The 15,152-nt window shown below is 36.6% G+C and carries 14 protein-coding genes; 11 read left to right on the forward strand and 3 right to left on the reverse strand.

Annotation, left to right across the window (positions count from 1 at the left end):
- Positions 1–13: 13 nt before the first annotated feature.
- The 5 genes from LB465_RS03595 (at position 14) to mscL (ending at position 6,007) form a co-directional block, all read left to right on the forward strand.
- The gene (locus tag LB465_RS03595; RefSeq protein WP_224467092.1) at positions 14–442 is read left to right on the forward strand and encodes a response regulator; all 429 of its coding nucleotides are present in this window, start codon (positions 14–16) and stop codon (positions 440–442) included.
- A 122-nt stretch (positions 443–564) separates the two neighbouring features.
- Positions 565–2,427, forward strand: coding sequence for a DNA topoisomerase IV subunit B (locus LB465_RS03600; protein WP_224467094.1), 1,863 nt, complete (start codon positions 565–567; stop codon positions 2,425–2,427).
- Positions 2,424–2,906: a hypothetical protein gene (locus tag LB465_RS03605; protein ID WP_224467096.1), complete on the forward strand. Its 483-nt coding sequence runs from the start codon at positions 2,424–2,426 to the stop codon at positions 2,904–2,906. Before LB465_RS03600 ends, LB465_RS03605 begins: the two co-directional genes overlap by 4 nt.
- A complete protein-coding gene (locus tag LB465_RS03610; protein WP_224467098.1) occupies positions 2,906–5,551 on the forward strand; it encodes a DNA gyrase/topoisomerase IV subunit A in 2,646 nt (881 codons plus the stop codon). Before LB465_RS03605 ends, LB465_RS03610 begins: the two co-directional genes overlap by 1 nt.
- Positions 5,552–6,007, forward strand: coding sequence for a large-conductance mechanosensitive channel protein MscL (gene mscL / locus LB465_RS03615; protein ID WP_224467100.1), 456 nt, complete (start codon positions 5,552–5,554; stop codon positions 6,005–6,007).
- A 2-nt stretch (positions 6,008–6,009) separates the two neighbouring features.
- On the opposite strand, the gene LB465_RS03620 is transcribed toward mscL, so the two are convergent.
- Together LB465_RS03620 and LB465_RS03625 are read right to left on the reverse strand one after the other, a co-directional pair.
- Positions 6,010–6,384, reverse strand: coding sequence for a DNA topoisomerase IV (locus LB465_RS03620; protein WP_224467102.1), 375 nt, complete (start codon positions 6,382–6,384; stop codon positions 6,010–6,012).
- A 49-nt stretch (positions 6,385–6,433) separates the two neighbouring features.
- On the reverse strand, positions 6,434–6,844 hold the full coding sequence (locus LB465_RS03625; protein WP_224467105.1) for a helix-turn-helix domain-containing protein: 411 nt from the start codon (positions 6,842–6,844) through the stop codon (positions 6,434–6,436).
- A 278-nt stretch (positions 6,845–7,122) separates the two neighbouring features.
- Between LB465_RS03625 and LB465_RS03630 the strand changes: the two genes are divergently transcribed.
- The 6 genes from LB465_RS03630 to LB465_RS03655 all read left to right on the forward strand — a co-directional run bounded on the left by LB465_RS03630 (position 7,123) and on the right by LB465_RS03655 (position 13,723).
- Complete coding sequence (locus LB465_RS03630; protein ID WP_224467107.1) at positions 7,123–8,286, forward strand: M14 family metallopeptidase; 1,164 nt, start codon at positions 7,123–7,125, stop codon at positions 8,284–8,286.
- Between the two features lie 75 nt (positions 8,287–8,361).
- The gene (locus LB465_RS03635; RefSeq protein WP_037314044.1) at positions 8,362–8,841 is read left to right on the forward strand and encodes an Lrp/AsnC family transcriptional regulator; all 480 of its coding nucleotides are present in this window, start codon (positions 8,362–8,364) and stop codon (positions 8,839–8,841) included.
- 95 nt (positions 8,842–8,936) lie between these two features.
- Positions 8,937–11,510, forward strand: a complete 2,574-nt coding sequence (locus tag LB465_RS03640) for a phosphoenolpyruvate carboxylase (protein WP_224467110.1) — start codon at positions 8,937–8,939, stop codon at positions 11,508–11,510.
- Between the two features lie 2 nt (positions 11,511–11,512).
- Positions 11,513–12,037: a DinB family protein gene (locus tag LB465_RS03645; RefSeq protein ID WP_224467112.1), complete on the forward strand. Its 525-nt coding sequence runs from the start codon at positions 11,513–11,515 to the stop codon at positions 12,035–12,037.
- Positions 12,034–13,044, forward strand: a complete 1,011-nt coding sequence (locus tag LB465_RS03650) for a YihY/virulence factor BrkB family protein (RefSeq protein WP_224467114.1) — start codon at positions 12,034–12,036, stop codon at positions 13,042–13,044. Before LB465_RS03645 ends, LB465_RS03650 begins: the two co-directional genes overlap by 4 nt.
- A gap of 130 nt (positions 13,045–13,174) precedes the next feature.
- Positions 13,175–13,723, forward strand: a complete 549-nt coding sequence (locus LB465_RS03655) for a type 1 glutamine amidotransferase domain-containing protein (RefSeq protein WP_224467116.1) — start codon at positions 13,175–13,177, stop codon at positions 13,721–13,723.
- 80 nt (positions 13,724–13,803) lie between these two features.
- Here LB465_RS03655 and LB465_RS03660 read toward each other — a convergent pair whose 3' ends face one another.
- Positions 13,804–15,093, reverse strand: a complete 1,290-nt coding sequence (locus LB465_RS03660) for a dipeptidase (RefSeq protein WP_224467118.1) — start codon at positions 15,091–15,093, stop codon at positions 13,804–13,806.
- Positions 15,094–15,152: the final 59 nt, after the last annotated feature.

Below are 15,152 nucleotides of genomic sequence, written 5' to 3' on the forward strand. Positions count from 1 at the left end.
AAATTTTCTAGCTATGGAATCTATCCACATACTTTTAATTGAAGATAACGAGGGAGATATTCTTCTAACTTCTGAAGCACTTGAAGAAGGTAAAATTCTGAATAAATTAAGTGTGGTTAGAGATGGAAAAGAGGCTGTAGAATTTCTGAATAAAAAAGGTAATTTTAAAGAAATACAAATCCCAGACCTTGTTCTTTTGGACGTAAACTTACCAAAAATGAACGGTCACGAAGTGCTTAAATATATAAAACAGCACGAAGCCCTAAAAACAATACCAGTAATAATGCTTACTACCTCCTCTTCGCAAGAAGATATTGATAGTTCTTACCGAAATTATGCAAATTGCTACATTACAAAACCCATAGAAGTAGGTGATTTTATGAAAGCCGTTAATCAAATTGAAGATTTCTGGGTGAATTTGGTAAAGCATCCTTCCAAATAATTATTTTTCCTAAAAATATAATTAATAGGAAATTTTAATTTTTTGTTAATTAAAATATCAATGCTTTGTTTTAACTTTTTGCCCTAAGCCTTATATTAGCCCCACAACTCCATGAACCACTTATGAGCCAGGAAACGAAGTATACCGAAGATAATATACGGTCTTTAGACTGGAAAGAACATATTAGAATGCGTCCCGGGATGTACATTGGGAAGCTGGGTGACGGCTCCAGTGCCGACGATGGGATCTATATTCTTCTCAAAGAAGTGCTGGATAACAGTATCGATGAATTTGTTATGGGCTCCGGCAAAACCATTGAGATCTCGGTGCAAAATCAGCGTGTTATTGTACGTGATTATGGTCGTGGGATTCCTCTAGGGAAAGTAGTGGATGTGGTTTCTAAAATGAATACCGGTGGAAAATACGATTCCCGTGCTTTTAAAAAATCGGTTGGACTTAACGGAGTTGGTACTAAAGCAGTAAATGCACTTTCGTCTTATTTTAGGGTAGAATCTTCCAGGGATAATAAATCTCACGCTGCCGAATTTGCCCAGGGTGAATTACAAGAAGAAGAACATTTAGATGAAACTTCCCGCCGACGCGGAACCAAAGTAACCTTTGTACCCGATGAGGTTATCTTTAAGAACTTCAAATTCAGAAATGAATACATAGAAAAAATGCTTAAAAATTATGTTTACCTGAATCCCGGGTTAACCATAATTTTTAACGGTGAAAAATTTTATTCCGAAAACGGACTTAAAGATCTTTTAAAAGATAGCATTCACGAAGATGAGCGTTTATATGAAATTATCCATATGCGCGGTGACGATATTGAAGTAGCTTTAACACATAGTAAAGCTCAGTACAGCGAAGAATATCATTCTTTCGTAAACGGGCAGAACACCTCTCAGGGGGGAACACACCTTGCCGCTTTTAGAGAAGCGATCGTAAAAACCATACGTGAGTTCTACGGTAAAAATTATGATGCCAGCGATATTAGAAAATCCATAGTTTCCGCCATTAGTATTAAAGTGATGGAACCGGTTTTTGAAAGCCAGACCAAAACAAAGCTGGGTTCTACCGATATGGGTGGGGATATGCCTACAGTGCGGACTCACATAAACGATTTTCTAAAAACACAACTGGATAATTACCTGCATAAAAATCAGGAAACGGCCGATAGGCTTCAGCGTAAAATATTACAGGCAGAAAGGGAACGAAAAGACCTTTCTGGAATTAGAAAACTGGCAAAAGACCGGGCTAAAAAAGCCAGTTTACACAATAAAAAATTACGTGATTGCCGTATTCATCTTGGAGACAGTAAAAAAGAACGCTACCTGGAAACTACTTTGTTTATTACCGAGGGAGACTCGGCGAGTGGTTCTATTACTAAATCCCGAGATGTGAATACACAGGCGGTTTTTAGTTTAAAAGGAAAACCGTTGAACAGTTACGGCTTAAGCAAAAAGATCGTTTATGAAAATGAAGAATTCAATTTGCTGCAAGCCGCGCTTAATATTGAAGAATCACTAGCAGATCTCAGGTATAATAACATTGTGATCGCTACCGATGCCGATGTAGATGGAATGCATATCAGGTTGTTGTTAATTACATTTTTTCTGCAGTTTTTCCCTGAATTAATCAAGGAAAATCATTTATATATTCTGCAAACACCATTATTCAGGGTTCGAAATAAGAAAGAAACAATTTATTGTTACAGCGAGACCGAAAGAAGAAATGCTGTAGACAAACTCACCGGAAAAGCAGAAATTACCCGATTTAAAGGTTTGGGTGAAATCTCTCCAGATGAATTCAAACATTTTATTGGGGATAATATTCGTTTAGATCCCGTGATGCTGGATAAAGAGAAATCTATAGACGAAATGCTTAATTTCTATATGGGAAAAAATACGCCAGACAGGCAGGAATTCATTATTGATAACCTTAAAGTGGAACTTGATCTTATTGAAGAGTTAGGCTTATGAGATTCACCAATAAGAATGAAGTAAAAGTAGTCCCTTCAATTTACATCGTTTTGGTGGCGATTTTCGTTACCAATATTTTTGTGAATATTGAGCTAATGAGTAGTGATGAACCGGTGAGGTTTAGTCATTACCTTCCTAATATAGTTGTGCTTTTGCTTGGTTTTTATGTGCATAGAATTGGGCAGAGTTTCGACTTTGATAGCGACGGCGAAACCCTAAATTTAAAAAACAACGGAGTCTTCTTCTCTAAATTTATGGAATACCGCGTGAAGAAAGCCGAATTTCCAAAGAGAAAACTCGGCAAATTCAGGTTTAGTGATTACTTTTTTTATTCCGCAATAACAATTTATATAAGTTCACGCAGAAGACGTGGCTACAAAAAATATACTTTTAACACTACTTTTCTAACCCGTAAGAAGAAGCGTGGCATGATAGCTTCGATGCAGAAAATAGTAGACAATCAAAAAACAACAGCTTAATGGAAGACAACCAGGAAGAAGCTAAAGATGAACATTTAGAGCAACCAAAAGAAGAGCTTATAAAGGTAACCGGAATGTATAAAGACTGGTTTCTGGATTATGCTTCTTATGTGATTCTTGAACGTGCGGTACCTGCCATGGAAGATGGGTTTAAACCTGTGCAGCGCCGCATCATGCATTCTATGAAAGATCTGGACGATGGCCGTTACAATAAAGTAGCGAATATCGTTGGGCATACCATGCAGTATCACCCGCACGGCGATGCCAGTATTGGTGATGCCATGGTGCAAATAGGCCAAAAGGATATTCTTATCGATACGCAGGGAAACTGGGGAAATATTCTAACAGGAGACCGTTCTGCTGCTCCAAGGTATATTGAAGCCCGCTTGTCTAAATTCGCGCTGGAGGTTTTATTTAATCCGAAGTTAACCGAATGGCAACTCTCTTATGATGGGAGAAAGAAAGAGCCCGTAAATCTGCCGGTAAAATTTCCAATGTTACTAGCACAGGGAGCCGAAGGGATTGCGGTAGGTTTAAGTACCCGAGTACTTCCGCATAATTTTAATGAACTTATAGATGCGTCTATAAGACATTTAAAAGGTAAAAAATTCACGATATTCCCCGATTTTCCAACCGGAGGCATTGCCGATATTTCCAATTATAATGACGGAAAACGCGGTGGCCGGGTTAGAGTGCGGGCAAAGATTAGTCAGTATGATAAAAATACCCTGGCTATTACTGAAATTCCCTACGGAACCACAACTACTACTTTGATTGATTCTATTTTAAAGGCGAACGATAAGGGAAAAATCAAGGTTAAAAAGATTGAGGATAACACCGCAGCCGAAGTGGAGATCCTTATTCATTTACCAAATAATATTTCTCCAGACAGAACTATAGATGCGCTTTATGCATTTACTTCCTGTGAGAATTCCATCGCACCGCTAGGTTGTGTAATTATTGACAATAAACCAATCTTCCTTGGAGTTTCAGAAATTTTAAGAAGCTCTACAGATCATACGCTTCATTTATTAAAAAGAGAATTAGAGATTACGCTCGAGGAACTAGAAGAGCAATGGCATTTTTCTTCTTTAGAGCGAATTTTTATTGAAAAACGGATTTACCGCGAAATTGAAGAAGAAGAAACCTGGGATGGTGTGATCAATGCGATAGACGAAGGTTTAAAACCACATATAAAACACTTGAAACGTGCCGTAACCCGCGACGATATTACAAGGCTTACCGAAATTAGAATTAAAAGAATTTCAAAATTCGATTTAGATAAAGCACAGCAGAAGATTGAAGCCCTGGAAGATGAGATCGCAAAGGTAAAACACCATTTAGACCATTTGGTAGAGTATGCTATTGCGTATTTTACAAAACTTAAAAAAGATTACGGTCAGGATAAAGATCGAAAAACAGAGCTTCGCATTTTTGATGATATCGAAGCGACTAAAGTGGTTATTAGAAATTCTAAACTTTATGTGAACCGTAAAGAAGGATTTATTGGCACTGCGCTTAAGAAAGACGAATATGTTACCGATTGTAGTGATATAGACGATATAATTTGTTTCACTGCGGACGGAAAGATGATGGTTACAAAGGTAGATAGCAAAACCTTTATCGGGAAAGACATAATTCACGTTGCTATTTTTAAGAAAAAAGATAAGCGTACAATTTATAATTTGATCTACCGCGATGGTAAGGCTGGTGCATCTTATATTAAGCGTTTTTCGGTTACTTCAATAACAAGAGACAAAGAATACGATTTGTCACAAGGAAAAAAAGACTCGAAAGTACATTATTTCTCAGCAAATCCTAATGGTGAAGCAGAAGTGGTGACTATTTTCTTAAGACAGGTAGGTAGCATCAAAAAATTGAAATTTGATTTAGACTTTGCCGATATGCTTATTAAAGGTAGAAATGTAAAAGGTAATATCGTTACCAAATATGCCGTAAAACGCGTAGAATTAAAAGAAGAAGGAGTTTCTACTTTAAAACCCAGGAGAATCTGGTTTGATGAAACCGTAAAAAGATTGAATGTTGATGAACGTGGAGAACTTCTTGGAGAGTTTAGAGGAGAAGATCGTATTTTGATCATTACCCAGGACGGAGTTGCAAAGACCATAATTCCCGAACTCACCACCCGTTTTGATGAAGAGATGGTAGTGCTGGAAAAATGGATGCCGAAAAAACCAATTTCAGCAATTTACTGGGAACCCGAAAAAGAGCGTTTCTATGTGAAGCGATTTTTAATTGAAAATCCTGAGAGGGAAGAGAAGTTTATAAGCGAACATGAAAACTCTTATTTAGAACTTGTTTCTACCGATTATTACCCACAAGCGGAAATAGTTTTCTCCAAACAACGTGGAAAAGAGCAACGCCCTAATGAGGAAGTTAATATTGAAGAATTCATTTCGGTAAAGGGTATTAAGGCTCTTGGAAACCAGCTAACTACTGATAAAGTAAAGCAAATAAATCCTTTAGAACCATTACCTTACGAAGAGGAAGAAGATGTTCCGGCTGAAGAGATTGAAGTAGTAGAAGAGGAGTCAGTTTCCGAAGAAAAAAATAAGCTGAATATTGTGCGTAAAAAAGATGATTCCGGAGATTCAGAAAGCCAGACTAAATTATTTGATGAGTAAATGAGTATTTTAAAGGAGTTCAAGGAATTTGCCATAAAGGGGAATATGGTAGATATGGCCGTGGGGATCATCATCGGGACGGCATTTAATTCGGTTGTTAATACCCTGGTTAAAGAGGTGGTAATGCCTCCCTTAAGCCTAATGACCGATGGTATTGAATTCGCTAATAAGAAATGGGTGCTTAGGGAAGGCGTTGCAGAAGCTGAGGGCGTGACACTTGTAGAAGAAGTGGCCGTAGGTTATGGTGCTTTAATTGAATCTCTAATGGATTTTCTGATAATAGGTCTCACTATTTTCCTGGTTATAAAATTTATGAACCGTTTTAGAAAAAAAGCTGAAAATCCAGAGGATAAGCGGGAAGTTACCCCAAAAGATATTGAACTTCTATCTAAAATGAACCATCTTATGGAAGAACAAAATCAATTGCTTAAAAATAACTTTTCAGAAAGGAAATAGTCTTATTTAACGCGGTCTACCTGGCCGCGTTGCTTTTTATCCTGCCCAACAATACCATATTCAAAAGTATAGCCGTCTTTATTAGTGGTGAGTATCTTGATATGAATAGGTTTTTCTTCCGCCATGCTTTTGGGATTAACATTTTTGAGGATATACTCACAGTCATTAATCCATCTAACCGATGAGGTATCCGATTTCCCCTGGAATTTATCAATTTCTATAGAATCGTTCCTTATAAAGGTAGAGGTGGCTAATTCGCCGTTTAAATAGGTTTTATATTCAAATGTGCCGGTTTTAAAGTCGGCGCAATTTCTTTCCGGCTCAAAACAGCCTGTGAAAATAAAAAGTAGGCTAAATATCGCTATAAGCTTCTTCATAATGGCAATTTCTTTTGAATTGCAAAATAAGCCTATTTTCTTCGGACTGTCAATTTTCAAAGGCCTCAAAAGTACCATCTTCATAAAAAATAACAATTTTTCTAATGGGTTTACTTTTTCCCTGCTGCGGAAAAGAGAATGGCATTTCATTCTTTTCGGGACTACTTTCCTTTTGTTGAATAGAAGCGGTAGGAGTTGGTTGTTTTTCTTCAGGTTGTGGGCTAGGTTTTTCAGAAGGAGGGAAACCTCCTTTTCCATTCAGAAGCCAGTACAATTCCACTTCGGGAAAAGACTTTACAACCTTCATCACAAAATCTAAACTCGGCTTATTTCTACCCGATAAAATGTGGGAAATAGAAGAGCGTCCAACTTCAATTTTATCGGCGAAACCAGCAGCCGATAACTCATAAAACTCAAGGATTTTATGCAAGCGTTTGGAAAAGTCTTCCGTGTTTACCATTGTAAATTCTATTATAGAAAATTGCTATTTACAAATGTAATCAAACCCTAAATAGCCTGCAAATTACAATTGTAATTAATTTAAAAAGTATGAATTATAACTTTATTTAAAGTGTTTTAACTTACTAAAAGTAAGATAAGTATTATTTAAAAATAACTGCATAGGATTTATTCCATGCAAGATGTCTAATGAAACGAATCATTGTTTACACTTGTAACTAACAAAAGTGAATTGATCTGTTTACAATTGTGAAATTTGTATTGTTTACTTTTGTAAACATGGAAGAAACAGTATTATATAAACAACTATTTAAAAGTTATAATTCATTTAAAAATCAGGAGATTTCCGGGAGATATATTCGGCAAATTGATATTCAAAATTTGCTGGATAATCTGGAAGAAAAGTTCATTGTAAAAAACATTGGAGATTCGGTTCTGGGTAAACCTATTCATAGTATTCAATTTGGTAATGGACCAATAAAAATTCTTGCCTGGTCCCAAATGCATGGAAATGAATCTACCACCACTAAAGCGGTTTTTGATCTTCTTAATTATATAAGTATTTATAGAGACGAAGCTTTAGTAAAATCTTTTTTAGCGAACTGCAGCTTCTGTATTATTCCAATGTTGAATCCTGATGGCGCCGAGGCTTACACACGTGTTAATGCCAATAAAATTGATCTAAACCGTGATGCGCAGGATCTAAGTCAGCCGGAAAGCAGGATTCTACGAAGGGAATTCGAAAAATTTCAACCTGATTTCTGTCTAAACCTACATGACCAGCGAACTATCTTTAGTGCAGGAAGCAAGCCTGAACCAGCAGTTTTATCGTTTTTAACGCCTTCTATGGATAAGGAGCGACAAATCTTCCCTTCCCGTATAAAAAGTATGCAGCTTATCGCTAAAATAGCTTCAGATCTTTCAGATTTACTTCCGGGGAGAATAGGAAGGTATGATGATGGTTTTAATATTAATTGTACCGGAGATACCTTTCAAAGTACGCAAACGCCTACCATTCTTTTTGAAGCCGGGCATTATCCTGAAGATTATAAGCGAGAAGAAACGAGGGAATATGTGTTTTTGGCTTTAATATCGGTTTTAAAAGGAATATGTGACGAAAGTTTCAAAGAAATAGATTATCGCGATTATCAAAACATCCCTGAAAATGAAAAATTATTTAATGACATCATCTTAAGAGAGGCTAAAACCGAAAATAGAGTAGTGGATATCTCAATACAATATAAAGAAGGGGTTAAAGGTGGAAAATTGCTGTTTTTGCCGGAAATAGAGAAAATTGACTCAAAAATTAGCAAGTTCGCACATAAAGAAATCTTTTGTGAGAATAAAAAAATTGAAATTAACGGCGAATCTACACTTACCGAAAACGTTATAGTTAATAAAATCACCCTAAATGGTCTAGAATTGCCTCTTAAATGTGAATAATTCTCAAAAACCTTAGCAATTATTCAAGGATTTTGTATTAATTTTGAATTTCATATAAATAAAGAAATTTAAAAAATGGCCAAGTTTAAATTAGACGAAACAGATCATCAGATTCTCGATATGTTAATTGAGAATACCAGGACTCCATTTACCGATATCGCGAAGAAACTTTTAATATCGGCAGGAACCGTACACGTAAGGGTTAAAAAAATGGAAGAAGCAGGAATTATAAAAGGTTCTTCTTTAACTCTGGATTATAAGAAATTGGGGTATGCGTTTATTGCCTACGTTGGTGTTTTTTTAAAGAATACTTCACAAACGAAATTTGTATTAGAACGCATTAACGAAATTCCTTTTGTGACTGTTGCTCACGTTACTACGGGTAAATTTAATGTATTCTGTAAAATTAGAGCACGTAATACACAACACGCTAAGGAAGTAATCTTTCAATTAGACGATATTGAAGGAGTTTACAGAACAGAAACTATGATTTCTTTAGAAGAGAGCTTAAACGATAAAAAACGTTTAATGCACTCTATTTTTCAGGATATGTAAATAAGCCTAAACTTATTATAAAAACCCTTTAGGCTTCCGTGTTTAAAGGGTTTTTTTATAACTTTAAATTTAATCTTAATCAACTAAAATTAATTATGCACAGAGAACCAAAACTAGAACGTTTTAATGAAAGCGTACTTTCAAAATATCAGGTCTATAATAGTATATTCCTAACGCTACCTTTTGACGATATTAGTAAAACAGGATCCCTGTTGCCTCTTTTTCAGGAAATTTGTGAAGCAGGCTTTAAGGATAACAAAAATCCTTCAGAGATTATTGAGAGTTTTTTTAGTAAATACCAGGATGATCCTTCAGAAGAGCATCAAATCAGTTTACTTTTCAGGTTTATTCAATATATAGAAAGACAGGTAGTACTTTTTGATGCTATAGAAGATGCGTCTTTTCCTATAGTAAATAATATGGATGGCCGCGGAACTCTTAGAAACGTAAAAGAGGAAGCTGAAGCTAAAGATAAAACGCCAGAGTTACGTGAGTATCTAAAGCGCTTTAATGTGAGACCAACATTAACTGCCCACCCAACGCAGTTCTATCCGGGAGCCGTTTTAGGAATAATTACCGATTTGGATAAAGCTATTCAAAAGAACGATATTACGCTTATTAAGAAATTACTGGCGCAACTTGGTAAAACTCCGTTTTTCAAAAAAGAGAAGCCAACACCTTATGATGAAGCCGTAAGCTTAATCTGGTATTTTGAAAATGTATTTTACCAAAGTGTAAGTAAGATCTATAACTATATTCAGCAGAATATTTTTGATGGCGAAGATATTGGCAACCAGGTAATCAATTTAGGATTCTGGCCAGGGGGAGACCGTGATGGTAATCCATTCGTGACAACTGAAATTACGTTAAAAGTTGCCAAGAGATTAAGAAGTACTATTTTGATGAATTATTATCGGGATATTAGAAGACTTAAAAGAAGGGTAACCTTTAGCGAAGTCGATGCAATTATTGCTGAAATAGAAACTCCCCTCTATCAAAGTGCAATCTCCAAGACTGGAAAGATTAAAATGTCACTTGAAGATTTCAAGTCTAAGCTTCATCAACTCAAAGAAATAGTTGAAGCGAAACATCAGGGCTTGTTCGTTGAAGATATTGACGATCTAATTAATAAGGTAAATATATTCGGATACCACTTTGCTACTTTAGATATCCGCCAGGATTCGGGAAAACACGCTGAAGTTTTAGAGGAAATTATTAAAACCCAGCCCGATTTACTTCCTAAAAACTATGCTTCTCTTTCTAACGAAGAACAAATAGAAGCGCTTACAAAAGCTGAAGGAAATATTGATCCTGAAAGTTATGAAGACGGTATTACTAAATCTACTTTGTCCTCTATATACGCAATGCAGGAAATTCAGGAAAAGAACGGGGAAAATGGAGCTAACCGCTACATAATTAGCCATAGTGAAGTACCGCAAAGTATTTTAGAACCGTTTGCTTTCTTAAGGCTGTGTGGATGGAAGAAACCAACGGTAGATGTTATTCCTCTTTTTGAAACGGTACCCGATTTAAAAGCTTCACCAGAAGTAATGGAGATTTTGTATAAAAATCCTGTTTATCGTGAGCATTTAAAAAGCAGAGGAGATAAGCAAACGATTATGCTCGGATTTAGTGATGGTACTAAAGATGGTGGATATTTAATGGCCAACTGGAGTATTTACAAAGCTAAGGAGATGCTTACCGAAGTTTCCAGGAGATATGGCATTAAAGTCGTATTTTTTGATGGTAGAGGAGGACCACCGGCTCGTGGTGGTGGTAAGACACACCAGTTTTATGCTTCCTTAGGTTCAGATATTGAAAATGAAGAAATTCAGTTAACCGTACAGGGTCAAACTATTAGTTCTAATTTTGGAACCCTGGATTCCTGTAGATATAATCTGGAGCAATTATTAAGTTCAGGTGTTTCAAATGAAATTTTTAGTGATGATAAAAACAAGTTAACCGATGAAGACCGGGAAACTATGACCAGACTTGCTGAAATTAGTTATGAAACCTATACCAACTTCAAGCAACACGAGAAATTTATTCCTTATTTAGAAAAGATGAGTACGCTTAAATATTACGCAAAAACTAATATTGGTAGCCGCCCATCTAAAAGGAATAAATCTGCCGAGCTTAATTTAGACGATCTTAGGGCAATTCCTTTTGTAGGAAGCTGGAGCCAGTTAAAACAAAATGTTCCCGGATTTTTTGGTGTGGGAACGGCACTGGAAAAGTTTGAACAGGCTGGTGAGTTTGACAAAGTTCAGCAACTTTATAACAATTCGGTATTCTTTAAAACCTTATTGGAGAATTCTATGATGAGCCTTACCAAATCTTTCTTCGCGCTAACCGCGTATATGGAGCAGGATAAGGAATTTGGAGAATTTTGGAAGATCATTTATGCTGAATATAAGCGTAGCCATGCGATGTTATTAAAAGTAACCGGTTATGATGAGCTCATGGAAAATCAGCCAGCCGGTAGAGCATCTATTCAGGCTCGTGAGCGAATTGTTTTACCTTTGTTAACCATTCAGCAGCACGCGCTTAGAAAAGTTCAGGAGCTTCAGGAGCAGGGCAAGAGTGCTGAAGAAATGCTGGAAGTTTACGAAAAAATGGTAACACGTTCCCTTTACGGTAATATTAACGCAAGTAGAAATTCAGCTTAATAATGATAGCGAAGAATCTAACATCTGATGAGTACAATGCGTACTATGACAGATATTTACAGAAAATCCCCGGCAATTTAGAGCTGGGGATTTTACTTCTGGAGAACAAGGAAGAATTCCTTGGCTTACTGAAGAAAATAAAACCGGAAGACTTAACCTATAGTTACGCTGAAGGTAAATGGACTATAGCTGAAGTAATTCAGCATCTTATAGATGTAGAACGTATTTTTCAATATAGATCGCTTACTCTTGCAAGAGAACCGGGGATTAAATTACCGGGCTTTGATCACGATGCTTATGTTCCTGCCAGCTCTGCTAAAAACCGTAGCCTAAAAAGTTTTAAAAAGGAATTTAAAGCGGTACGAAATGCCGGAATTTCCCTATACCAGAGCTTTTCTAAAGAAATGCTGGAGAGTCAGGGATTTGTAAGTGGAAGTTCAACCAGCTGCAGGGCTTTGGGATTTATAACTGCGGGACATACCAAACATCATATTGAAATATTTAAAGAGAAATATCATATTTCATGAAATTTCTTAAAACCACCTGGTCACTTTTTAAACAAGCATATATAAGCTGGAATAGGAACGAACCCTATGCCCGTAGTGCTACTATAGCCTACTATGCATTGTTTTCCTTACCATCTCTATTGATTATTGTAGTAACTATTGCTGGATATTTCTTTGAACAGGAAGCTGTACAGGGAAGATTAACTACAGAAATTAGTGGTTTTATAGGCCAGGAGCCTGCTGAAGCTATTGAAAAAATGATTGCCAGTGCAGCCCTTGCATCAGAATCTACGTGGGCAATTATATTTGGTATAGGAATGTTGCTTTTTGGTGCCACCGGGGTCTTTTTCCAACTTAAAATGGCTATGAACAATATCTGGAACGTAGCTGCCAAAAAAACCGATTTCCTTAGAATGATGTTCGATCGCCTTATTTCATTTGGAATGGTGATGGTTATAGGTCTTTTATTACTACTCTCCCTTGTTATTTCCACCTTGATAAGAATTCTAAAAGACAAAATTGGTGATTATGCACCCAATGTAACTGAATTTATGGTAGAGGCTGCTAATTCCAGCATTTCATTTCTTGTAATTACGACCTTATTTGCTGCCATCTTTAAGTTGCTTCCCGATATTAAATTGCGGTGGAGGGTTACTTATTTGGGAGCCGCGGTTACCACCATTTTATTTCTAATAGGAGAAGCATTAATTAGTTTTTACTTCGGAAAAAGCGAACCGGCTTCGGTCTATGGCGGGGCATCTTCTGTAGTGCTAATTCTACTTTGGGTTTATTATACCTGCCTAATCTTGTTTTTTGGAGCCGAATTCACCGTGCAATACGCCCTTCTTAGAAATGAAAGGGTAGTTCCAAATAAATATGGAGAACCTGCCATTTACCAGGAACTGGAAAAATTACAACAGAAGCGTACTCAGTTGGAGGAAGAAAAGGAAATTATAGATACGCTTAAGAATAATATGGATTGGGAGAAAAACCGGGGAAAGAATCAAAAAATCAAGAATAAGAAATAGCTGCTTTTTAAATAGTTTTAAGAGAATTAATAAAGTTTAACTTTAAGCGGGGTTCCTTTTATAATGCCCTTAGCACACTATTGGATATACATATTTTATCTTTGAGTGAACCAAAAATGAAGATGAAATTATGGAAAAGAGAATAGCAATTTTAGCTACAAACGGATTTGAAAAGAGTGAATTATTTTCCCCAAAAGAGGCTTTAGAAAACGAAGGTTTTAAAGTAGATATAGTAAGCCTTGAAAAAGGAAAAATTAAAGGCTGGGAAGGTACTGACTGGTCTGGAGAAATAGATGTTGATCGCAGCATAAATGAGGTAAGCGCTAAAGAATATAATGCTTTAGTACTTCCCGGTGGAGTGATTAACCCAGATCAATTAAGAAGAAATGACGAAGTTTTAGTTTTTGTGCGTGACTTCTTTAAGCAAAGTAAGCCTGTAGGCGCTATTTGCCACGCAGCATGGACGCTAATTGATGCAGAAGTTGTAGAAGGCCGTACAATGACTTCTTTTAGCTCTATCAAAAAAGACCTGGAAAACGCAGGAGCACTTTGGGTAGATAAAGAAGTAGTTGTAGATGAAGCTTTCGTAACTTCTAGAAATCCTGATGATCTTCCGGCATTTAATGCTAAGATGATTGAGGAAATCAAAGAAGGTAAGCACGATTTACAACATGCATAGTACTTAAACCGAAATATTAGAATTAAAAAAGCCTGTCTGGAATTTCCCAGACAGGCTTTTTTTAGTGTATATTTCAGAATTTATGCTTTCTGAAGCTCTGCTGCTACGGCATCAACCTCGTCCATCACTCTGAGTAAATTTTCACCCCAAAGTTTAGCAATTTCTTCCTCGGTATAGCCTCGTTTTACTAACTCTTTGGTGATATTTAAGGTTTCTGAAGCATCCTGCCAGCCGTCAATTCCGCCACCGCCATCAAAGTCTGAACTAATCCCTACGTGCTCAATTCCTATTAGCTTTACCATATAATCTATATGATCTACAAAATCTGAAACTCCAACGGGTACGATTTCTTCTTTCAATAATTCAACTTCAGGTGCAGCCTCAGCTCGTACTTTTTGAAAATCGGCGTAATAAGCGTTTCTATCTTCATTGCTTAAAGCCCTTACAGAATCGCGGGGTAAAATCTCAAAACTCATTTCTTCGGCCTTTTTCTCATAAACTTTAGAACTAGCTTCGTTAAAAGCCTGGGTTTTCTCTGTGTTTACATAAGCGCTAAATGCAACAGTTTGTACAACCCCGCCGTGTTCTTTAAAAAGCAATAAAAGTTCATCATCTAAATTTCTACTACGATTGCAAAGTTCGCGAGCAGAGGAGTGGGAAGCGATAAGCGGTGCTTTAGAAAGCTCAAACATTTGTTTTATTGCTTCTTTAGAAGGATGCGAAACATCTATCATCATTCCCAGACGGTTCATTTCTGCGATAACTTCTTTTCCCAAATCGCTAAGGCCGTTATGGAGCCATTCATCGTTTTCCTCACCGGTATTAGAATCGCTCAACTGACTGTGGCCCTGGTGGGAAAGCGACATATACCTTGCGCCCAGGTCGTAGAATTTCTCTACGTTCTCAATATCTTTTCCTATAGAATATCCATTTTCAACACCTATCATGGCTACTTTCATTCCTTCAGAAGTCAACTTTCTTACTTCTTCAGAGTTTGTAGCTAATCCTATTTGGTCTGGTGCGAAATCTTTTACCAATTTATGAATAGCATCAAATTTGCTCATTGCATTTTCATAGCCATTTTTAAAACCTTCATCTGTAAGTTCATCCTGGCCGGTATAAACTATAAACCAGGCCACATCAAGTCCGCCGGCTTCCATTTTAGGAAGGGTTACCTGGTTTTCCAGGTCCATGGTATAATTCCTGTCTTCAGTAAAATTATTTATATTGATATCGGCGTGGGTGTCTATAGTAATAACATTTTCGTGAATTTCTTTGGCTTTTTCAAGTAAAGCTTCATCACTGCTTTGCTGGGCAAGTACCAGATTTCCCGTAAAAATTAGCGCAAGGCTAAGAAGATTTAATTTCATATATATTGTATTTCATTTTATTGAAGCCCTCAAATTACTAATAAATATTAAAGAAATAA

It is taken from the genome of Salegentibacter lacus, from assembly GCF_020164555.1.
Lineage (GTDB): Bacteria > Bacteroidota > Bacteroidia > Flavobacteriales > Flavobacteriaceae > Salegentibacter > Salegentibacter lacus.